Source organism: Sorangium sp. So ce176, from assembly GCF_051519835.1.
In the GTDB taxonomy this organism is placed as follows: Bacteria; Myxococcota_A; Polyangia; order Polyangiales; family Polyangiaceae; genus Sorangium; species Sorangium cellulosum_G.
The window spans coordinates 5204627-5225799 of the sequence record NZ_CP150371.1; the positions used below are offsets into that span (position 1 = coordinate 5204627).

Here is a 21173-nt window from a genome sequence, read left to right on the forward strand (position 1 = left end):
CGCGCTTCTGGGAAAGCGGCGCGCGACGGTGCCACGATCGCGATCGCAATGCCGCGCTGCGAGCGTCCCCCTGGTCCCGGTCTGGCGAAGGTCCAGAGCCCGCCGCTGTTTCACCGGCGGCTCGTCGAGCTCGTGACCTGCTCGACGGGGCGCCTCCACGCGCTGTTCGATCGCGCCGACGTGCTGAGCGAAGGGAGCACCCGCAACGAGGAGGGCGCGCTCATGTATTACGGGTCGACCAGCCTGCTCGTCGCGCTGCCCGCGGACGCGCCGCTCGACCCGACGCTCGACCGGGCGCTCGCGCTCGACCCCCACCTCCGGCTGCGGGCGCTCCGCGTCGCGCAGCGCGAGGCGACCGCGCGCGCCGGCGGCCCGCTCGGCCCGATGCAGGCCGAGATCCGCTGCGGGCTCGCGCGGCGCGCGGCCACGACATCGTTCGCGCTGACCGTGGACGTCACGGCGCGCGTGCTGCTCACCACGCCGAAGACGGCGCGCCCCTCGGGCACCTGATCGCCATGCGAAAGATCCACCGAAGACCGCTCGCCGCCGCGCCCCCCTCGCGCTCCCGCGCTCTCGCGCTCGCCGCGCGGAGAGGCCTGCGGGCAAACCCAGGGGAGAGCGCGCGGGATGACCGACGCGGACGCCGTCGGGGCCGCGGGCCGCGCCCTCTTGACGCGCGTGCCCGCGTGGAGAACGGGAGCCATCCGGCTCGAGGCGAGGTAGGCTCCACACGACGCGCTCTGCCTCCCACGATCCTCGGCGCGGAGCCGGCGACGCTGCGATGAGCAAGAAGGACCGTTCCGCCTCCGGCGATTCCGACAAGGTGATCCACGTCGTGTTCGGCCCTGGTGGGGGGCGTGTGTCGGAGCCCCCGCCCGCCCCGCGGACCGGCGAGCCCGAGGCGCCGATGCCCGCGCCGGGCGCGCGCGAGCCGGTCACCGACATGTTCACGGGCACGGAGGTCGCGCGGCTGCTCGGCATCTCGCCCGGCCGGCTGCGCTCGCTCGATCGCGCCGGCATCGCGCCGCCGAGCGGCCGCCGGCGCGGCCGGCGCGCCTACACGTTCTCGGATCTGATCGCCCTGCGCGCCGCGCGCGACCTCCTCGCCCGCAAGGTGCGCCTGCGCGACGTCGCGCGGGCGATCGACAACATCCGCGCGGCGCTCCCCCGGGTGACGCGCCCCCTCGCCGAGCTCCGCGTCGCCTTCGACGGCAAGGCGGTCGTGGTCCGGAGCGCCTCGGGCGCGTTCGAGCCGATCACCGGGCAGATGGTGCTCGACTTTGAGGTGAAGGACCTGCGCGACGACGTCGTGCGCGTGCTCCGCCCGAAGGTGGGCCGGGAGCGCGCGCGCACGGCCTACGAGCTCTACATGCAGGCCAGCCAGCTCGACGAGGACCCGTCGACAATGGACGAGGCCGAGGCGCTCTACCGGCGCGCGCTCGAGATCGACCCGTGGCTGGCGATCGCCTACACGAACCTCGGCAACATCTGCTTCCGGCGCAACGCCGAGGAGCAGGCCGAGGCGCTCTACATGAAGGCGCTCGAGCTCGACGCGGCGCAGCCGGAGGCGCAGTACAACCTCGGCTACGTGATGCTCGAGCGCGGCCGCGCGGCCGAGGCCATCCGGTATTTCCGCGGCGCGATCGCGAGCGATCCGCGCTTCGCGGACGCCTATTACAACCTGGCGATGGCGTACGAGCAGATCGGCGATCCGACGCAGGCGCGCCCTTGCTGGCGCAGGTACCTCGAGATCGAGCCGACAGGCACGTGGGCCGAGATCGCGCGCCGGCACCTGTGACGTCCGGCGCGCCTCGGGCTTGATCCGGGGGGCCTCTTCTCCGGCATACTGCGTGGGCCATGGACCAGCAGGGCGCGCCGCGCGGCGCCGCGAACTACCCCCCCGGCGGCCATCCGCCGGGCGGCCCCCCGCCGGGGGGCCACGGCGCGCCCCCCGGCGGCTACGGCCCTCCAGGCGGCGGCCACGGCCCTCCAGGCGGCGGCTACGGCCCTCCAGGCGGCGGCCACGGCCCTCCAGGCGGCGGCCATCCGCCGCAGCCGTTCGGCGCCGTGCCGGGGCACCTCGGCGTCGGGCCGTTCAGGCCGCCGCCGAAGCGGTCGAACCTCGCCATCTACCTCGGCGTCGGCTGCGGCTCCGTGTTCCTGTTCTGCATTCTTGCAGGCGCGGCGGCGATCTACTTCTACAAGGGCGTCGCGGCCCGCGAGATCGCCGCGCGGCCAGCGCCGCTCCCCGGGGCGCCGGCGCGCGACGGCCTCGGCGACGCGCCCGACGCGGCCGCCGACAAGGGCGTGCTCCGCGCCGAGATCCGGGACCTCCGGGGCTTTCCCTCCCGCGCGGGGAAGCTCCACCATTTCGTCGGCGAGATCCGCAACACGGGGACGGCCCCCATCGGCGCCCCGAGCGCGAAGGTGACGCTCTTCGACGCCCGCGGCGCCGCCCTCGGGAGCGGCGACTGCGCGGCGCAGGTGCGCTTCTTGCCGCCGGGCGAGAAGGTCCCGTGCGCGCTCACGACGCCGAGGCCCGCCGCGCTGGCCACCTTCAAGGCCGAGATCGCCCCCGCGGCCCCGTCCTTCCACGGCAAGCTCGCCAAGCTCGCCATCGCGGACACGAAGTTCACGCCCACGCGCGGGCAGAGCCCGTACCAGGTGTCGGGCCGGATCACGAACGAGTCGAGCTTCACGGCGAGGTCGGTCCTCGTGATCGTCTCGCTCTACGGCGCCGACGGGAAGGTCGTCAGCGTGAGCCAGATCCCCCTGGGCGCCGGGGATCTCGCGCCCTCGGCGGGCGGGACGTTCACGGCGAGCGTCGTCGATGTCGCCGACGCGCCAGCGACGTGGCAGGTGTTGGCTGTCGGATACAGCGAGTGAGCGCGCAGGGCTCCGGCCGCGCGCGAGAACCCAGGAGAGGTGAGCGAGATGAGCGACGTGGGATCGGCCCGGCGGGCAAAGGACGAGCTCAAGGCCAAGATCAGCGGCGAGCCGTGGTGTGTCGGCATCGGGGTCGAGCGGGAGGACGGGGTCGGCTTCATCGTGCGCGTCAGCGTCCGGTCCGGAGGGGCCGACGCGGCGCGCGCGGCGATCCCGGATCGGATCGGCGGCGTGCTGATCAAGGTGATCGAGAACGACCCCTGAGCACGTCTGACCCGCGGTCTCGTATCGCCAGGCCGCGCAAACCGTGTAAGCTGCGCGCCTCGTGAACGAGCGCAATCTCTCCCGCCGACTTTCCACGAGCATCGTTGACGCGTTGAAGGCGCACGGGCACATCCTCGTGGCCAGGGGCGGCGCGACGGCGCTCGCGCGCGAGCTCGAGGAGAAGATGTCCGGGGTCATCGCGGCCATCGCGCCCCGGCTCGAGCCGTATGCGATCGTCGACGGAGAGGTCACGAGCACGTTCGGCAGCGACGAGCTCGACGACCAGGTCGAGGAGCTCGTCGCGAGCCTCACGAGCACGCTGATGGAGTCCGAGCACGTGGAGGACATCTTCACGGAGGACAACGTCATCCAGCGCGACGTCTTCCGGGTGATGCGCGACGCGCTGCTCGGGCCGCGCCCTGAGCTCGCCCTCGATGACGACGGCCCGGTGCAGGTGCGGCTGGACATGCTCGGGTACGTCGCCTCGACGGTCGGCAAGCGCGCGCCGGCGCAGGTCCTGCACGAGGCGCTCGGGCGCGCCGCGGAGACCGCCGGCGGCAAGCTGACGTCCTACGACGCCGAGCTCCGCGAGGCGACGTTCTCGGTCGAGAGCAGCGATCCCGACGCGCGGCTCGAGCTCGAGGAGGCCGTGGCCGACGAGCTGTCGGAGCTTGTCGAGGCGAAGGTGGTGACGCTCCCGATGATGGAGCGCCGCTTCGAGCTGCAGCGCCGGATCGAGCCCGGGGCGCGCGGCGGCCTGCGCCAGCGGATCGACGCGATCGCCTCCAGGATGCTGCGCGAGGGCGGCTGCGCCGCGTCGTGGGAGCTCGCGGGCGACCGGGTGCTCAGGCTGAGGCTCACCCCGCTGTCCGAGCAGGACGCGCTCGAGGTCGACAGCCACATGACGGAGTTCACCCGCGACATCGCCGCGCTCCTCGGCGAGCCGCTGGAGGAGCTGGACCCGGCGAGCCGGCCGGCCGCCGCGCCGCTGCGCAGCGACGCGCCTTCGTCGCGGCGCCGCGAGCCCGCGCTGGAGGCGGCGGGCGTGGAGGACGACCTCGACGAGGAGGACGACCTCGACGAGGACGACGACCTCGAGGACGAGGACGAGGACGAGGGCGAAGACGAGCTCGACGAGGACGACGACCTCGACGAGGACGAGGACGAGGACGGCGAACTCGACGAGGACGAGCTCGACGACGAGGACGACGACCTCGCGGACGGGGACGACGCGCCCGCCACGAAGCCCGCCGCGGCCGCGAAGCTCCGCAAGGCGGCCGAGCCTGCGGCAGAGCGGTCCGCGGCGAGCAAGGCCAGGGCGGTGGCGGTCCGGGGCGCGAAGAAGGAGCCGGCCCGGAAGGCGGCCGTAGCGCCGAAGAAGGCCCCCGCCGCCGCGGAGAAGGCAGCGACCGGGAAGACCGCGGCGGCGCCGGCGAAGAAGGCGGCGAAGGCGCCCGCCAAGAAGGCGGCCTCGCCGGCTCCGGCGAAGAAGACGGCGGCGAAGGCGCCCGCCAAGAAGGCGGCGGCGAAGAAGCGCTGACGGCTCAGCGGGCCGGGTTGCGGTAGACCAGGATCACCGGCACGCCGTCGAGCCCCGCGATGTGATCCGGGCTCGTGGTCCCGAACGCGACCCACGCCTGGTACGCCTGCCCGAGCATGTGCTGCTCGTGGTGGTACAGGGCAAAGTCAGCGCCCGCGACCGCCCCCACGCCGCGGATGTCCTTCCGCAGGCGCCCGTCGCGCAGCAACATGTCCCAGGCCGGGGCGGCCGTGTCGTGGACGTACACAGTCCCGCGGGGCGGGACGTGCTCGTTGAGGTACGCGACGACAGCGCCCGTCGTGTACCCCCAGAAGGAGCGGTTCAGGCCCAGGGTCGCCGCGCCGGGCGCGCCGCCGACGAGCGGCGTGTAGCTCGAGAGCGCCCACGGGTGCGCGTGCAGCGTCTCGGCGATCGGCGCCGCGAACACCGCCGCGCCGAGCAGCGCCGGCAGCAGCGGCCCGCGCGCGGCGCGATCGAGCGCGCTGCGCGCGGAGGCGGCGGCGCCGGGCCGCGCGCCGGGGCCGCGCCGGGCGCGGTGGAGCGCGCGGAGGGCGACGCGCGCGCGCCTCACCGCGGCGGAGAAGGCCGCCCCGGCGAACAGGGCGATGAACGGGTAGGCCGTCATCCAGTGCTTCGTGCCGCCGAAGATCGGCGTGCTCGGCGAGAGCCAGGCGCCGTACACGGCGGCGATGGCGAGGAACCAGAGGAGCGCCGTGCCGCCGGGGTCGGCAGCGGGCGGACGGAGCCGCGCGGCGAACGCGCGCGCCCCGGCCAGCGCGCCCCCGCCGCCCGGCGGGGCGAGCCGCGCCGCCGCGCGCGCGAGCGGATAGAGGAGGCGCTCGCGCGCGCTCGCGCAGAGCCCCGCGGCGAACAGGAAGAGCGTCACGACGGGCACCGTCGCCGCCGTCATCACCGGCGCGTAGGCCCTCGGCATCGGCGGCGTCCAGTAGTTCCGGCCGAGGAACTCCATGTTGTAGTACTCGTGGTTCAGGTGGAACGACGCGTACTCGCGCAGGCGCGAGGGCGTGTCGCGCCAGATCCACGGCCAGAGCGCGTAGAACACGAGGGGGCCGATCGTCGCCATCGCGGCGAGCGCCGCGAGCGACCGCCGGGCCCCTCGCCGCTGCTGCGGGGGCGGCGCGCCGCGGGTGTCCGCCGGCGCTCCGTCGGCCGCGGCGGCGGCCGCGACGATCCGCTCCCTGAGCTCCAGGGCGATCGCGTGCGCGACGCAGACGATCGGCAGGAACCAGGAGTTGTGCTTCGTGTCGAGCGCCAGGCCGAAGGTGATGCCTGTGAGCACCGGCCACAGCGCGCCGCCGTCCCGCAGCGCGCGCCAGTAGGCGTACGCGCACAGCGCCCACACCGTCACGATCGGCGCGTCGAAGCACGCGAGGTGCGCGTGGTAGAAGTACCGCGGCAGCATCGCGAAGAGCACGGCGGCGGACGCGCCGGCGATCCTGTCGCGCGCCTGCGTGCCCCAGAGGTACACGAGCGCGACCCCCGCGCCCGACAGGACCATCGCCGGGAAGCGGTAGCTCGTGCCTTCCATGGCGAAGAGCCCGAGCCGCTTCTGCAGGAAGAGGTTGGAGAGCGCGAAGAGCGACTTGATGAGGCCGGGGTGCTCGTGGTTCACCGACCACGCGGCGTCGACGGCCGCCGGATCGAGCGCGGCGCGCGGCGCATCGAGCAGCGCCTGGAACCACGCGCCATAGCGGTTCGCCGCGTGGAAGTAGAACCCCTCGTCGCGCGCGTAGCCGAGATCGCCCGCGGTCGCGAGCAGGAGCGCGACGTACGCCGCCGCGAAAGCGAGCGCGATCGCGCCGTCCGCGAGCGCGACGGGGGCGGGCCGTGCCGGTCGCCTCATCGGGTGTCTGCCTCGAAGCAGTAGTGGCGGTGCGTGTAGTCGGGCGACGTCACGGCGAACTCCACCTCGGCGCTCGCGGCGCCCGCGTGCGCGCCGAGCGGGAACTCGAACGCCGCCCACCCGTCGCCGTCGACGTGCGTCGCCTCCCCCACGGCCTCGCCGTTCACGCGCACGGACAGCGTGACAGGCGCGCCGCTCCGCTCCCGCTCGATGATCCAGTACATGCCCGCGTGCCCCCGGATCACCGCGCCGAGCGGGACGTCGCGGAAGCGCGTGACGATCGCGCCGTCGCGCGGCGGGTGCGACCAGATGCACCGGCGCGGGCGGAACTCCTCGTCCGCGATCACGGTGACGCCGACGTTGAAGAAGGGCCCGCCCGGGCACTCGAAGCGCTCGGCCGGGAACGTCGGGTGGCCGCCGAGGCCCCCGGCGGCGATCCGCGCGCGCGGGTTCCAGCGGCACGCGGCCGGCGGGTCGGTGACGCGCACGTCGGCCGACGACGGCGCGACGTGGTCGACGAAGTCGTAGACGACGCGCGCCGGCGACGGGTTCACGAGGCGCCGGAGCACGAACCGGCCGTGCTCTTGCCGGCGCTCCTCGCGGAAGCCCGCGAGCTCCTCGGCGCGCTGCCCGAGCACGCTGATCTCGACGGCGGCCGCGTAGCGGCTCTCGTCCGGCCTGGCCGCGTCGCGCAGGGGCAGGAGCTCGTCGCCGAGCGCGCGGCGCGCCGCCGGATCGGCCCACGCGGGCGCGACGACGACGAGGTCCCCCGGCCGCTTCATCGCCGCGAGGGGCGCCTTCACCTCGCGCCAGGCGTCGAAGTCCGGAGCGCGCCGGCTGAAGTGGATGTGCGCGGCGAGCTCGCCGAGCCCGAGCGCGGGGAGCCCGACGAGCGCGAGGAGGCCCAGGGCGCGGCGCGCGAGGCCGCCGCGCGCCCGCGTCGTGCCGCCGGCGGGCGGAGACGGGGCCGTCGTGTCGGGCTGCGCCGGGGTCACGGCTACCGCTCGATCGCGTAGATCACGCTGCCGAGCGGCATGCGCTGCATGCGCTCCTCGATCACCCCGCGCAGCCCCTTCCAGGCCCCGTCCTTCTCGACGTACGTCTCGCGCAGGCGCAGCGCGCCCGCCTTGTCGCCGCGTGCCTTGATGTCGAGCACCGTCCTCGCGAGCGCCTCCGCGGCGGCGGGCATCTTGTCCGCCTGGATCGAGAAGCACCCCTTGTCCGTGCCGTTCGCCGCCACCTCGCCGCGGTGGAAGCCGATCGCGCCCGCGTCGAGCAGGCTGCCGAGCTGGATCGCGGCGAGGTGGCCGTAGGGCCGCGGCTCGCCGCCGGCGGCGTACATCCCCTGCCCGATCTGCCCGAACGCCCAGATCACGCCCCTCGCCTCGGACATGCGGGCGAGCGCCGGATCGAGGACGCCCTGCTGGGCGAGCCAGCCGCTGAAGAAGAGCGCGCCCGTCTGGGCCTTGAGCTCCTCGAGCATCGACGCGAGCGGGCCGCCGTAGATCTCGCTCTCCGTCTTGCCCTTCACCTTGTGGTTGTGCGTCGGGCCCAGGTTGTGGGCGGCCTCGTGCAGCACCGTGCTCAGCGTCGCGACGGGGCGCTCGAGCGAGACGCTCTCCATCGTGGCCTTGCAGAGGAGCGACGCCGTGGCCTCCTGGAGGGCGGCGCGGGCGTCGTCGTCCTGGAGGAGGTTCACCATGGCCACGGTGCGGCCGCGCCCCTCGGTCGCGACCCGGCCCCAGTTCGGCAGGCTCTGCCCCGCGGTCCCGCCGGTCGCGGCGCGCGAGTCGCCGGCGTTCACGATGACGTCGATGAAGTCGGGCAGGTGGAACGCGACCTGGCGCGCCTTGTACGCCGCGCCGGCGAGCTTCGCGAACACAGCCTCCATCTCCGACTTCACGGGGTCGAGCTTCTTCTGCCAGGTGAGCGACTCCTGGTTGATGCGCGCGAAGCTCATGTGGAAGCCCGCCTTGCGGCTGCACGGCTCCCAGTACGTCTCGTCCGGCCCGACGCGCAGGTACCACCGCGAGTTCTCGGCGTTCATCTTCGCCCAGGGCTCGTCCGCGACCTCCCAGCGGTTGTCGAGGAACGCCTGCGCCGCCGCGAGCAGGTACGCCTTGAAGGCGGCCTCGCCGGGGCTCTGGATCGCCTCCGCCGCCGCCTTGAGCTCGCGGCTCACCGCCTCCATCTCGGGCTTGTACGCCTCGCTGTACGGCACGGCCCTGAGGCCGCCGCCCTGCTCGACCACGGCCGTGAACGGCGACAGGAGCGCCTGCTGGTCCCGGCGCGCCTCGAGCGCGGCGCAGAACTTCTTGCCCTGCTGGAGGCGCGCCGGATACGCGCCGGTGATGCGGGGCGGGCTGCCCGGCACAGCGCTGCAGCTCGGATCGTCCCGGGTCTTCGGCTGTTCGCACCAGGGCCCCTGGTTGCGCCAGAAGAGCGCCCGGCTGGCCGGGTCGTCGGCCGGGATCTTGTCGGCCATGCCGGCGGACCCGAGCTGCTTCGCGTGGATCTGCTCGATCAGCTTGGCGACCTCGAGCAGGTGCCCGACGATGGCCTGGTCCTCGGCGGGCGCGCCGCGGAAGTCGGACCGGAGGAGCGACGGTCGGCCGGCAGCGAGCTCCGCGAGGACGGCATCGCGGCGGCGCTTCTCGGCGTCGTCGAGGCCCGCGCGCGGGTGCCCTTCGGCCTTGATCTTGACGATCGCGGCGTAGGCCGCGGTGAACTCGGGGGTGAACGCACCGGACGCGACCCAGGCGGGCGCCGTTGTGTGGTGCCAGAGCGCGACCACCTCGTCGGGCTCGACGGCGCCCGAGCTGTTCCTGTCGGCTGTCCAGAAGAGCGGCAGATCGAGCTCCACCGCGATGCGGTTGAAGTCGAGCCGCGGGATCTTGTCGAAGCGCGGGCCCTGCGGCGCTGCCTGGGGGGCGGCGGGCGCCGGCGGCGCTGCCGGGGGCGGCTCGGCCGGCGGCGGGGGGTGCGGGGCGGAGCAGGCGGCGCCCGCGACGGCGGCGAGCCCGGCGAGGGCGGCGAGCGAGGCGCGGGAGGCGCGGGAGGAGGCGATCGGGAGAGGGATCTTCATGGCTGGAGCTCCGGGTGGGGCCCTCGACCTGCGGGGCGCGGAGGGGCCGGGAGGCCCTGTGCGTGCGCGGAGGCGCGCCGCGGGCGCGGCCCCCGCGGGATCGGCCGCTGCGCTGCCGGGGCGGGCGGAGCGTAGATCAACGGCGCGCGGCCAGGGCGTGTTTGTGCGCCCGGGCGGCGGTCGCGCGCAGCCTCACGCGAGGGCGCGCGACGCGGCCGCCCTGGGCAATCGTTGCCCGAAGATGCCGGCCAGGAGCTCCCCCGCGCCGTAGTAGCAGAGATAACCGGCCAGCCCGAACTTGAGCAGCACCGCCGACGCGGGCATCGAGAGCAGGACGAGGCTGGCGAGCATCGAGCCGACGCCCGCGGCGAAGAGCCAGCGCGACTCCACCATGCCCTTGAGCACGACCGACGCCGCGACGCGCAGCGCGCCGGCGATGAGCGCCCAGACGCCGACGAGGATCACGAAGACCTCGACCACGTAGCCGCGGCGGAGCACGAGGAGGCCGAGCAGGACGCTCGCCACGCCGCGCGCGAGCGAGAGGAGGCGCCTGAGGGGCGGCTCGCGCGACGCGCCGAAGAGCGAGAGGGCGCCGTCGAGCAGCGCGTACGCGGCGAAGGCGGAGACGAGCAGCCGCCACCCCGCGGACGCGCCGTGACCGACGGAGATCGTCAGGGCGCCGACGCCCACGGAGATCGCGAGGACGCCTTGAGCGATGAGGATCCACCGGGAGCGCTCCGGCCGCGTCGGCCTCGGAAAGAGCGTCCTCGCGGCGGAGCGGGCCGCGGCGACCGGGTTCTTCGCCGCCGCAGGGGCGCGGCCGGCCCCCGCGCCCGGGAGCACGACGGGCATCTCCCGCTCGAGGGGGCGCCCGTCCTTCCACTCGAGATAGCGGACATGTCCGTCCGGCGAGATGCGAAGAAACGCGTTGATCGGACCGGCCCATGAGCCGCTGTTGAAGTACCAGTCACCGATACGACCTGCCTTGTGGGTGTGCCCGAGCACCGCCACGTCGTGGTCGCCCAGCTCGAGCTCCGCGCGGACCCCGACGACGTGCTCGCCGAGCCGGCCGGGGCTCTGCGCCGGCGTCAGCGCCGAGCCGGGGCGCTCATCGCACTTCCCTCCGCGCTGTTTCACGTTCGCCAGGGCGTGTTTCCAGATCGTCAGCATCGAGTCGCCGAACTGCTCGAGGACCTCCTCCACGCTCTCGCCGCTCGTGAGGAGGGGAGATCCGTTCTGGTCCTCGAAGATGCCGGCGAAGATGGAGAGCATGCGGCCGAAGCCCGGGTCGTCGCCCGCGTTGAACGGATCGCTCTCGTGCCCGTGGCAGAAGCGGAACCGCCTGCCCCCGAGCTCCCGGACGAACGGCGCGCGCATGCAGGCGAAGAAGGGGTGATGGAGGAAGTCCGTATCGATGAAGTGCAGCAGGTCGATGTCGTGGTTGCCGGGCACGTAGACCAGGTTCAGCGTGGCGAGCTGGTCGAGGAGCGAGCGCCGCTTCACGAGCAGGAGGCTGAGGTTCATCTGCCAGAGCTCGAAGAGGTCGCCGAGGATGAAGAGCTCGCCTCCTTCGCTGCCCACGTGGTCGATGAATGCGCGCAGCTCGGGCGTCTTCTTGCCTGTCTCGAAGTTGTCGCGCACGCCGCCGTCACCGAGGTGCAGATCGCTGATGACGAAGATGTCCCTGGCTGCGCCGTCCATTGCCTTGCCCCCGAGGGCCGGGCGATCTCGACATGAGACGGCCGCGTCGCCCGGGCGGGAGGCATCGCAAGCCGCGTGCCGCGACGGCGTGCAGGGGAGCGGGCTCGGGTCGACTACGCCAGACAGCAGAACGTCGACGGCGCTTCCGGCAGCAGCTCGCCGACCGGCTCACCCCCGCTCGGCGCGCAGCCGCCGGGATCTGCAGCGACGACCTCCGCCGACTTGCTGCCGAGGGCGACCCCGGGCGGCGTGACCCCGCAGAACGGCGTCGTCGAGCTGATGAGGGTCGATGCGACCTGCTCGGCGCACGCGCCGTCGCTGTAGACCGAGGCCATGATCGTGCACGACGCGCCTTCCAGCTCCCCGCAGGCGCACTCGGAGCAGGCGCGCGTGTCGTCGACGCCGCCGTAGAAGACGTGCCTGTCCAGGTAAGGTTCCGCGCACGTCACGTCGCCCTCGTGGAAGATGCACGCCAGGAAGCCGCCGGGCGGCAGGCCCCCGGGCTGCTCCGACGACGGCATGCAGGTGCTCCGGTCGCCGGGGCACTCGGTGTAAGCGCCGGGCAGGCAGGCGACCGCCCGGGTCTGCCACGGATCGAGGCGCGCCGGCGGCGGTGGCTCGTCCACCCTCGGCGTGCAGGCGGCTGTCACCAGCACGGTCGGCGCCTCGACGGAAAGCCACTGCACGCACGGCTGCCCGCCGCAGTCCTGCCCCGCGGGGATCGCGTTCGCGGCGGTGCAGGCGCCGTCCCAGCCGTCCGGCGCCGCGAAGGCGGTTTCGACTGTGTCGGGGGCCGTGACGGCGCACGTCGCCGCGTGCGCCGACCAGCCCAGCGGGAGCTGGCACGAGGCGGCGGCCGCGTCGGGCGGATCGCACAGGCAGCCCGCGCAGGCGAGCGGCGCCGGCGCCAGGTCGGCGAACCCCACATAGCCGACGTTCGGCGCCTCGGCGGGGCAGTCCGGCGCCTGCTCCGGCGGGCCGTGCCAGAGGAGCGCCGGACCGAACCAGCCGAGGGGCGCCGGCGGAACGCAGTCGCCGGCGCAGGCGGTCTCGTCGCCGCCGCCGGCACCACCGGCACCACCTGCGCCCCCGTCCCCGCCTCCGCCCTCATCCCCGGTGCCCGCCTCGGGGTACGGGCACGCCGGAGAGCCGTATTCACTGGGCTGACAAGGCCCGTAGACGGTTGGATCTCCGGCGCAGCCCGGCAACAGGAGCAGCCCTGCCATCGACAAGGGGTAAATCCGCATGCGTGGCAAGCTACCGCATGCGGCTCCACGCAGACAACGATCGTCCTCCATCACGGCCGCAGCCGCCAGCAAGCTCCCCATTCCAGGTTCACACATAAATTTCTCACCAATCCTCGCGACGTTGGGTCCCGTTTCGCAGGTCCGCTCAGTAGCTGGCCGTGACACCCAGCCCGAGAGCTGCTCCGAGCGGCGGCGACGTCCAGTAGAGTGGTGGTGGCGTTACGGCAGGGTCGACATGGCGCCTGAGCACCGCGTCTTCAGCGATCCAGATCGCCTCGGCGTGGCCATTCACTGACCACCTGTCCGAGAGCCGCCACGCGCAGCCAAGCCGGATCCCTACCCCGACCAGGGCCTTGCTGCGTAGACGCATGTTCCACGGGTCTTCCGGGACGAACCGGACAGCACCGAGCGTCGCAAGTCCGCAGCCAAACAGGTGACGGCCGCGGAGGCAGCCCACGGTGGTTGCCGTGAAGGCCGTCATCCCCAGGGGCAACCCCTCGACCTCTTTCGCCAGCGAGACGAGCCCCCGACCCTCCACGGCGACCGACCAGTCGGACCAGCGCACGCCGAGGGCCAGGGTCGTCCCGGCCGCCACCCCCGGCGTGATCCCCAGCCCCACGGTCGCCCCGAGCCCCGCCTCGAACCGCCACGGTCCGGAAGGATCTGCCTTCGACGGCTCACCCGAAGAGGTGAATGGCTCCGGCGCGGCCGGGCGAGGTGGCTCCGGAACAGCTCGGCCCACTTGCTCGGGCGCATCACGCGTCGCCTGCGCGGGTGGTGGAGTCCGGGACGGTTCTCGGGCAGCCTGCGTGGGCCCGCGCGAAGAAGGCTCGGCCGGCGAAGGTTCGGCCGACCCCCGCTCCGGCGCGCGCAGGAGCTGCGTCGCGATGGCGAGGCCCACGCCGGCGACGAGCACGTCGCAGGCGCTGGTGGTGGTCAGCCCGTCGGCCCACCGGGTGTCCCCCTGCCCTTCGCGCAACGCCAGCGACGCCACCAGTTCGGATCCCTGGCGCTCGATCCTGACCGAGACCACGAGCGGAGCATCGTCCCGAAAGGGGTCGGCGCCGGCCACCCGCGCCACTTCTGCGCGCAGAAGCGAAGCGTCAGGACAGCGTTCGGCGCCTCGCCCGCGCACGTAGTCGAGCCGTGCCGCGCTCGGACGGAGCTCTGCCTCGGCGCGAGCTTCCGCTGCGCAGAGCAGAGGCGCGGCGCCGAGGACGACGGCAGCGGCCAACGCCCTTCGCCGGGCAGCGCCGAGCGACCCGAGGACGCTGCGCGCAGGCCGCACGTGCCGAGCCCGCCCGTGGTGAGCCCCTCTCATCGCGACGGCTGTTCCCTCGCCGCGCCCCCCGCGGAGCCGGCCAGTCGCGCCTGCGCGAGCGCCCGGAGCCGCTCGCGCACCGACCTGAGCCGACCGCTCGGAAACCGCTGCTCATGAAGCGCGATGTGCCGGAGCGCTGCGGCTGTATCGCCCGCGGAGAGCGCCGCCTGCGCCGCGTCGAGAAGCCGGTATTCCACTGCGAACGAGTCCTCCCGCGCGCCTGCCGGCGGCGCTCGACGTGGCGCGACGTCGCGCCGGGGCGTCGCGTCGGGAGCTGGCGAGACCGGCCGCGGCCCCGGCATCTCCTGCGGCGTCATCTCGACCGACGCGCTTCGCACCGCGGGCAGCGCCGTCATCCGTGGGCCGAAGCGGTCAGCCCACAGCGGCCGCGGCGGCGCGAGCGCAAGCAGCAAGGCCAGGGCGGCTCCGGCGCCCACCGCGCTCCACCCGAGGGCGCGCCCCAGCTCGCCCAGCCAGGGGCGCACGCGCTCGGTCCCCCTGGGCGAAGGCGGGGGCGGCGGCGGCGCGGGCGGCGGCGCGGGCGGCGACAGCGCAGGCAGCGCCGGCTCAGCCGGTCCCGCACAAGGCTTGGTCTCACGCGACGCGGGCTCGATCGCTCCGGCCTCCTCGCGCACCAGGAGCGCCGAGGCCAGCGGCAACCCGAGCCAGCACCCCCGCAGCGCGTCTCGCTGCTCCGGGCGCAGCCGCTTGACGGCGGCGCGGTAGTCCTCGCGGGCGAGGCGCAGCCGGTTGGTGGCGGTGTTGTAGTTGATGCCGAGCTCCCGCGCGATCTCGACGAGCGGCACCTCGTACGCCTCGTGCAGGACCAGGAGGAGCCGCCGCTCCGGGTCCAGCGTCCAGAGCACGTCGATCACGAGCTCCAGCCGCTCTCGCTCCACGACGCGCTGTTCGCTGAGCGGCGCGGGATCGACGGCCTCGGAGCACGACGCCGGCAGCAGGCCGTGCAGCACCTCGCGGCGGCGATAAGCGCGCTCCAGGTAATGGCCGACCTTCCGCCACGCGATCCCGAACACCCATCGTTCTTCAGCGCTGCGGTGCCGGCGCGCGGGCTCGCCGGCCTCGCCGGCCTCGCCGGCCTCGCTCCGGGGCGGGGACCAGGTGGGGTCGAACCGATCCAGGGTCTGGTACGACGCGAGGAGGACCTCCTGGAGGAGGTCGTCGATGTCGGCCTCGGCCACGCCCAGGAGCTTGAAGGCGCCGGGGAGCGTTTCCACTGCGGCTGTATGAAGGGCGTTCCAGGTGCGGTCACGGGAGGTGCCGGCGGGGGACGAGAGAGGTGCGCTCATATCCCCTTAATTACGGAGGGCGCACCTGACCCGTTTGTGTTCCGCGCCGCGCGTGCGCCGGCGGGCGCGCGCGGCGCTGTCGGTCGCGGGCCGCTTACGGAGACAGCGGGATGGGGCGTTGCTCGCCCGCGCCGCCGCTGACGTCGTCGTCGGCGTCGGCGTCTTCGTCGGCGCCCTCCTCTGCCTCGACCTCCTCGCTCGCGTCCTTGGCGGCGGCGCTCGACACGCGCGACATGAGCTTCGGGGTCACGTCCTCGAACGCGTCGCCGTGGAAGTAGTACGCGATCTTCCGGAGATCCGCGTAGCGCCGGACCAGGAGGGTCCAGAGCCGGTCACGCATCTTCTCGGCCTCGCCGCGCTGTCTTGTCGCAGGGCGGCGGGCGCCCTCGGGGGTGAGGGTGTCGAGCAGCCATTCGCTGGCTTCCCGGAGCTGCTCGAACTCCTCCCGGGTGAAGGGGTGCTTTCCGCGGAGCGCGTCCGCGTGCTCCTCGTACAGGTGGGCCAGCGCCATCCCGTCGCTGGCCAGGTCGTACTTGCCGCTGCCGGCGCGGATCTCGGCCACCACGTCCTTCGGCAGGAGCCCGCGCTTCGCCAGGGTCTCGGCGAGCGTGAGCATCGGCTCGCGCAGCTCGGTCACGACCTTGAGCTTCGCCTCGATCTCACCGGAGCTCGCGGGCTTCGCCGTGACGCGCGTCGCGGCGAAGACCAGGGCCCGCCCGAGGTCCGGCAGCGCGAGGACGTCATCGAGCGGCAGCTCGGGCAGCGCTCGCCGGATGCGCGCCGGATCGGCGCAGGCGGCCTGGACGCCGCGCTTCACGTTCGCGAAGGCGATCCGCACGTCCGCGCGACAGACCTCGACCTCGCGCTCCGGGAGCTCCGCGGCCAGCGGGGCAAAGCGCTTGTAGCAGGCGTGGTAGGTGGTTGTTGCCGTGGGAGCCGCCGCAGGCGCCTTCCCGGTGTGCTGTTGTTTGGTTCTGGCTTTGGCCATTCCGGGAACGTAGATCCAGGCGAACGCGACCGTGGTCCACATCAGCGCCGGATGTGTGCTCGGAAGAGCGCAGGATCTCGACACGAGGGGGGTGGGGCTGCGATGGGAGGCGCGCCCGCTGGCCTGGGAGCCCGGGGCGGGGATGGGTGGGGTCACGTAGTGTCACTTCGCAGGCCGATCTGTAAACGGCGGGACACACGTAGTGTCACGCAGCAGGCTGATCTGTGAACGGCGGGACACACGTAGTGTCACGCGGCAGGCCCTGCGGCATACGATCGGACGTGCGTGGCGCCGCCCGGTACGAAGCTGCGTCGGCGGAGCGATCCACGGCTCGTCCACGTCTCCGATCCTTGCCGCCACAATCTCGATGCGGCCGCCCATCGAGCTTCAGCGCACGTGAGACCCCGCCGACGCTCAGGAGCGCGTGAAGCGCCTCGAAGTCACGCCTGCGCTCCCGGCGGGGGCTGCGCGAGCGGGTCCCGGTAGACCTCGTCCACGGGCAGGGTGCACCCGATCGCCTCCAGGTGCGCGCCCTCTCCGGCGCGGGCCTCCCGGAGCGTCCACGAGCCATCCTCGTTGCGGTGGAACACCTCGATGCGCGGCTCGTGCTGCCAGACGAGCACGTACTCCCGGAGCGGGGGATGAGCCGGTAGTGCGCGAACTTCTGCCCGCGGTCGTAAGCCTCTGTGCTGTCGGAGAGGACCTCGACAAGGACGACCGGGTTGAGCGCTGCGTCCTTGTCCTCGAGATCGCGCTCCAGCCTCCCGCACACAACGCTGACGTCGGGATACGTGGACAGTCCGGTCGCCTTCACCCGGACGCGCAGATCGGAGGAGTAGACAGCGCAGGGACGCCCGCGGAGCTGCGCCCGGAGCTCGGCGCCGACGCTCGCGCACAGGCGCGCGTGCTCCGGCGTTCCGCCGGCGACCGCGATGATCTCGCCGTTCAGGAACTCGTGCTTCGTCGGGCTCGCCCGCTCCTGCTCGAGGTACTCGGCATGGGTAGAGCGGATCTTGCGCGCCGGCTCGTTCATCGGTCCGGCCGAGAATGCCACGCCTGCTCCTCGCAGAGCCAACGGTGGCCATCCTTCGGGCCGCCTCGGTCCGGCCCGCATCAGCTCACTTCGGCCGCACGGCCTCCATCGAGGCGCGCTGCGCCTGCTCCTGCTGCCGCCGCTGCGCCTCGAGCACCGCATAGCCCGCCGCAGCCCCGGCCGACGCGCGGCTCTGGGGCTGCGCGGCCGGCGGCGCTGCCGGCGGGGGCGGCGCGGCCGGCGGCGGCGCAGGATATGCGCTGGCGGGCGCCTGAACCGGCTCGCACACGCAACCCGCCACGCCGCGGTCGACGAGAACGAACGCGGACATCCGCATCCCGAGATCGTAACAGGAGCTGGCGCAGTGGGTCGGCCCGCGCTCGGCGCTCTCGAGCTCCGCTGCCGTCTGATACCCCCGGTTGCAGCCGCCCAGCGCGACGGCGCTCACGGCCAGGAAAGCGAAACCCAGAGCCGATCGATCCATGGCCGGCGAGCTACATGGGTCCTCGAGAGACGTCAACGAACCGACATGCAACGCGCCGGCGGGGGGCGCGCGCTCGATCGGCGCGCGCAGCGCGTGAGCGCCGCCGACCTCCTGCGGAGCAGCCCGCGCCACGCTGAACACACTGCCTCTCGGGCCTGACGCGAGCCCGCTGCGCGGAGGGCCCTCGCCACCGCGCGCCTCGCCGTCCTATCCTGACCGCCATGCCCACCATCCAGAGCACCGCAGAGATCGACGCCGCCTCCGACGAGCTCTTCGCGCTGGGGCAGGACTACGATCTCCGGCTCGAGTGGGACCCGTTCCTCCGCGAGATGCGCTATCGCGACGGCGCGACAGAGCCCGCTGTCGGCGTGCGGGTGTGGGTGCGGGCGAAGAACTGGCTGTCGATGGAGGCCCGGTACATCACGATGAACCCGCCGGAGCAGGTGGCCATCACCATGACCAAGGGGCCGCGGATCTTCCGCCAGTTCTCGGGCGCGTGGCTGTTCAAGGCGCTGTCGCCGCGGCGGACGCGCGTCACCTTCCGCTACAACTTCACGGCGCGCCCGCGGGTCCTCGCCCCGGTGCTGGAGCCGGTGATGGCGGCCGTGCTGAAGCGCGATATCGAGGAGCGCCTCGCCGGGCTCAAGCAGAGCGCCGAGACGACGGACATCCTGCAGCGGCTGCAACAGCGCCCGCCGGTAACCGCCTGATCGGCGGGCGCCCCTCGCCGCAGCTCAGCGCGGCGCCCGCGCCCCGGGCGCGCACGACAGCGCGGACGCACGCTGCCGCCGGCGAGCCAGCGCGATCCCGAGACCCGCGAGCGCGAGGGCGATCCCGCCGTCGCTCTGGCCCGGGACGCCGGCCCGGAACGCGCAGCCCCCATCGTCGGAGCCCGCCGAGCCCGGCCCGGACGGCGCGTCCCCGCCCGCGCCGCCACCTGCGCCGCCCCCGCCGCCTGCGCCGCCCCCGCCGCCTGCACCGCCCCCGCCGCCTGCGCCGGGCTCGGGCGGCGGCGCGACACAGGCGTGCGCCTCGGGGTCGCAGACGTCGCCGGCCTCGCAGTCCGCGTCGCTCACGCACGCCACGCACGCCGGCGTGCCATCCACAAGGGCGCAGCGCGGCGTCTGGGCGGCGCAAGGCTGGCAGGAAGGACCGCAGAAGGCGTCGAGCGCGCACGGCTCGCACAGCGCGGCGCTGTTGCAGTAGGCGCCAGGATCGCAGCCGTTGTTCCCTGCCTGGTGGACGAGCTCGCGGCTGCACTGCGCACAGGAGGCCTCGTCCGGCAGCGAGCCGCCGCCCGACAAGGCCTGATGGAACGACGCCGGCTCGACGAGCGTGAAGCCCGACTCCGCGAGGCTCACGCTGCCGGGCGCGTTAGCGCCTGCCTCGAAATCCTCGAACTCGCCGACCAGGAGCGACATCTCGAGGGCGGAGTGCTCGGCGATCGCGACATAAAGGATCTCGATCGGGTACAGGCCCTCTCGGGCGAACGTGACTGTGCTCGTCAGGCGCCAGCTCGGCAAGCCGAGCTGCGTCGGCCGCACCGCCACCGGATAGGCGGCCTGCGCGTCGTCGTAGATCACGACGGCCACGGCGTCGTCGGCGTAAAAGCCGAAGTGGAGCGGCTGCTCGACGTGCTCGGGCGGCACGGCCAGATAGCCGCGCAGGCGCATGCCGAACGACGTGTCGGGGTCGTTCTCGACGAAGTCGCACCCCCCTGCCGGACAGCCGGCGACAGCGTCGCGAAAGTCGCCGAGGCTCATCTGTAGCCCTGTGTCGTTGTTGTTCGAGAGATCGAGCGGCGTGCGCACCACGAAGCTCGCGAGGTCGGGCTGCCCATCGTCGATGAAGGCGTTGACCCCCTCGACGAAATCCTCTCTGTCCAGGAGGCCAAAGCTCATCAATGGGTCGGACGAGACGCGGTACGCGCCGCACAGGCCGGTGCCCTCCGTCGTGGGCAGCGGCGCGACCGGACCTCCGGCGACGGCGACGGGCGCGGCCAGCGCTGAGCCTGACGTGGCCAGCGCGAGCGAGAGGGCGATGGCGGACGAGGTGGCGCGGGAGGAAGGTCGGCAGGACATGGACGCTCCGTGTGAAGAAGGGAGCGCAGCCGCCGCAATCGATCGCGGCCGCTGCGCGGGTGCTGATCGACGTCACCTGACGACGAAAGCGAGATGGTACACAGGCGCGATCACCCCCGATGGCGAGAGCACGAAAGGGGACGCGGCAGGGCCGCGCGCTCCGTCCACCGCGCTCGCGCACAGCGCGCAGCGCGCTCGCTCCCCTCACCCGAGCTGCGCCAGCGCCTCGCGGGACGCGCCCGCCTGCGGATGCCGCAGCCGCTCCCTCAGCGCCGCCGCCTCGGCGAGCAGCTCCCGACCGCGCGGCGCGTCCCCGCCCCGCGCCGCGGCGACGCCCGCCCAGTGCAGCGCGTCCGCCCTCGCCCACGCGTCCTCGCCGGCCCACGCGACGGCCGACCCGGCGAGCGCCGCCGCGGCCGCCACATCCGGCCCGCCGTCCGCGTCCCGCGCATCGACACCACCCTGCCCGTCCCCATGCCGCCCGTCGTCCGCGCCGCGCCCGAGCACGCACCGCGCAGCGAGCGTCGCGAGCCGCGCGCGGAACGGGCCGAACCCGCAGGTCTCCGCGACGCGCAGCCCCTCCAGCGCCTGCCGCGCGCCCTCGTCGGGCCGCCCGCGCGCGAGCGCGATCCGCGCCGCGAGCTCGTGGCATCGCAGCGCGACCTCCACCTCGCCCGTCGCCGAGGCCCAGCGCCGCGCCTCGCCGAGGTGCGCCTCGGCGGCCGCGACGCCGCTGGCACCGCCGCCATCGCCGGCGCCGGCGCCGTCGCCGCCGTCGCCGTCGCCGCCGTCGAGCAGCGCCAGACCGAGCAGCGTGTGGCCGTGCGCCACGTGCCCCTCCCAGCCGCGCCGCCGGCACGCGGCGATGTTCTGCGCCGTGGCCTCGCGCGCCTTCTCCCGGCGCCCGAGCGCGAGGTCGTGCTCCGACTCCCAGAGCCCGCGGCGCGCGAACGGCACGTCGCCCATCGACCTGTACGCCAGCGTGCGCAGGCCGGTCGCGAGCGGCGCCGGATCGGCGAGCGCCTCGGCGACCTCGTTGTGCGCCTCGTAGCAGGCGCAGGCGAACGCGAGATCGCCGAGCGCGCCCGCGTAGAGCCCCGCGTCGTACGCGAGCGCCGCCCGCACGCGCGCGGGCAGCGGCGACGGGTCGTTCGTGCGATCGGAGACCGAGCGGAGCCTGTTCACCGCGATGATCTACCTGAACGACGACTTCGAGGGCGGCACCACCGACTTCTGGGGCGCCCGCGGCATCACCCCGCAGCGCGGGATGGCCCTCGTGTTCGAGCACCGGCGGCTCCACCGGGGCGCCGCCGTGACGCGCGGGCGCAAGTACGTGCTCCGCACCGACGTCATGTACAGGCGCGGCTGATCC

The 21173-nt window shown here is 73.9% G+C and carries 18 protein-coding genes and 1 pseudogene; 7 read left to right on the forward strand and 12 right to left on the reverse strand.

Annotated features, from left to right (window positions below; translation table 11 throughout):
• Window positions 1-48 precede the first annotated feature (48 nt).
• From WMF42_RS19455 to WMF42_RS19475, 5 genes are all read left to right on the forward strand, one after another.
• Complete coding sequence (locus WMF42_RS19455; protein WP_061609639.1) at window positions 49-510, forward strand: hypothetical protein; 462 nt, start codon at window positions 49-51, stop codon at window positions 508-510.
• Window positions 511-781: 271 nt separating this feature from the next.
• Window positions 782-1798: a tetratricopeptide repeat protein gene (locus WMF42_RS19460; protein WP_434048237.1), complete on the forward strand. Its 1017-nt coding sequence runs from the start codon at window positions 782-784 to the stop codon at window positions 1796-1798.
• Window positions 1799-1857: 59 nt separating this feature from the next.
• A complete protein-coding gene (locus WMF42_RS19465; RefSeq protein WP_437693456.1) occupies window positions 1858-2886 on the forward strand; it encodes an FxLYD domain-containing protein in 1029 nt (342 codons plus the stop codon).
• A gap of 48 nt (window positions 2887-2934) precedes the next feature.
• Window positions 2935-3150 carry a hypothetical protein gene (locus WMF42_RS19470; protein WP_061609643.1) on the forward strand — a complete coding sequence of 72 codons (216 nt, stop codon included), beginning with the start codon at window positions 2935-2937 and terminating at the stop codon, window positions 3148-3150.
• A 61-nt stretch (window positions 3151-3211) separates the two neighbouring features.
• Window positions 3212-4690, forward strand: a complete 1479-nt coding sequence (locus WMF42_RS19475) for a hypothetical protein (protein WP_437693457.1) — start codon at window positions 3212-3214, stop codon at window positions 4688-4690.
• Window positions 4691-4694: 4 nt separating this feature from the next.
• Here the strand turns inward: WMF42_RS19475 and WMF42_RS19480 are convergent, their stop codons facing one another.
• The 10 genes and pseudogenes from WMF42_RS19480 to WMF42_RS19525 all read right to left on the reverse strand — a co-directional run bounded on the left by WMF42_RS19480 (window position 4695) and on the right by WMF42_RS19525 (window position 17720).
• On the reverse strand, window positions 4695-6554 hold the full coding sequence (locus tag WMF42_RS19480) for an ArnT family glycosyltransferase (protein ID WP_437693458.1): 1860 nt from the start codon (window positions 6552-6554) through the stop codon (window positions 4695-4697).
• Window positions 6551-7549: a hypothetical protein gene (locus WMF42_RS19485; protein WP_437693459.1), complete on the reverse strand. Its 999-nt coding sequence runs from the start codon at window positions 7547-7549 to the stop codon at window positions 6551-6553. Before WMF42_RS19485 ends, WMF42_RS19480 begins: the two co-directional genes overlap by 4 nt.
• A 2-nt stretch (window positions 7550-7551) precedes the next feature.
• Window positions 7552-9639, reverse strand: a complete 2088-nt coding sequence (locus tag WMF42_RS19490; protein ID WP_437693460.1) for a hypothetical protein — start codon at window positions 9637-9639, stop codon at window positions 7552-7554.
• Window positions 9640-9831: 192 nt separating this feature from the next.
• Entirely contained in the window at window positions 9832-11340 is a 1509-nt protein-coding gene (locus WMF42_RS19495; protein ID WP_437693461.1) for a metallophosphoesterase, read from the reverse strand.
• Between the two features lie 113 nt (window positions 11341-11453).
• The gene (locus WMF42_RS19500; protein WP_437693462.1) at window positions 11454-12566 is read right to left on the reverse strand and encodes a hypothetical protein; all 1113 of its coding nucleotides are present in this window, start codon (window positions 12564-12566) and stop codon (window positions 11454-11456) included.
• Between the two features lie 166 nt (window positions 12567-12732).
• Window positions 12733-13821 carry a hypothetical protein gene (locus WMF42_RS19505; RefSeq protein WP_233561706.1) on the reverse strand — a complete coding sequence of 363 codons (1089 nt, stop codon included), beginning with the start codon at window positions 13819-13821 and terminating at the stop codon, window positions 12733-12735.
• Window positions 13822-13904: 83 nt separating this feature from the next.
• The gene (locus WMF42_RS19510) at window positions 13905-15143 is read right to left on the reverse strand and encodes an RNA polymerase sigma factor (protein ID WP_437693463.1); all 1239 of its coding nucleotides are present in this window, start codon (window positions 15141-15143) and stop codon (window positions 13905-13907) included.
• A gap of 166 nt (window positions 15144-15309) precedes the next feature.
• Window positions 15310-16203, reverse strand: coding sequence for a hypothetical protein (locus WMF42_RS19515; RefSeq protein WP_437693464.1), 894 nt, complete (start codon window positions 16201-16203; stop codon window positions 15310-15312).
• A gap of 440 nt (window positions 16204-16643) precedes the next feature.
• Window positions 16644-17236, reverse strand: a pseudogene (locus tag WMF42_RS19520) (Uma2 family endonuclease).
• 85 nt (window positions 17237-17321) lie between these two features.
• A complete protein-coding gene (locus WMF42_RS19525) occupies window positions 17322-17720 on the reverse strand; it encodes a hypothetical protein (RefSeq protein WP_437693465.1) in 399 nt (132 codons plus the stop codon).
• Between the two features lie 221 nt (window positions 17721-17941).
• Between WMF42_RS19525 and WMF42_RS19530 the strand changes: the two genes are divergently transcribed.
• The gene (locus tag WMF42_RS19530; RefSeq protein WP_437693466.1) at window positions 17942-18430 is read left to right on the forward strand and encodes a type II toxin-antitoxin system RatA family toxin; all 489 of its coding nucleotides are present in this window, start codon (window positions 17942-17944) and stop codon (window positions 18428-18430) included.
• Between the two features lie 24 nt (window positions 18431-18454).
• On the opposite strand, the gene traA is transcribed toward WMF42_RS19530, so the two are convergent.
• Together traA and WMF42_RS19540 are read right to left on the reverse strand one after the other, a co-directional pair.
• Complete coding sequence (traA, locus tag WMF42_RS19535) at window positions 18455-19801, reverse strand: outer membrane exchange protein TraA family protein (protein WP_437693467.1); 1347 nt, start codon at window positions 19799-19801, stop codon at window positions 18455-18457.
• Between the two features lie 204 nt (window positions 19802-20005).
• Window positions 20006-20986 carry a hypothetical protein gene (locus tag WMF42_RS19540; protein ID WP_437693468.1) on the reverse strand — a complete coding sequence of 327 codons (981 nt, stop codon included), beginning with the start codon at window positions 20984-20986 and terminating at the stop codon, window positions 20006-20008.
• A gap of 4 nt (window positions 20987-20990) precedes the next feature.
• On the opposite strand from WMF42_RS19540, the gene WMF42_RS19545 reads away from it, so the two are divergent.
• Window positions 20991-21170: a hypothetical protein gene (locus WMF42_RS19545; RefSeq protein ID WP_437693469.1), complete on the forward strand. Its 180-nt coding sequence runs from the start codon at window positions 20991-20993 to the stop codon at window positions 21168-21170.
• Window positions 21171-21173 lie beyond the last annotated feature (3 nt).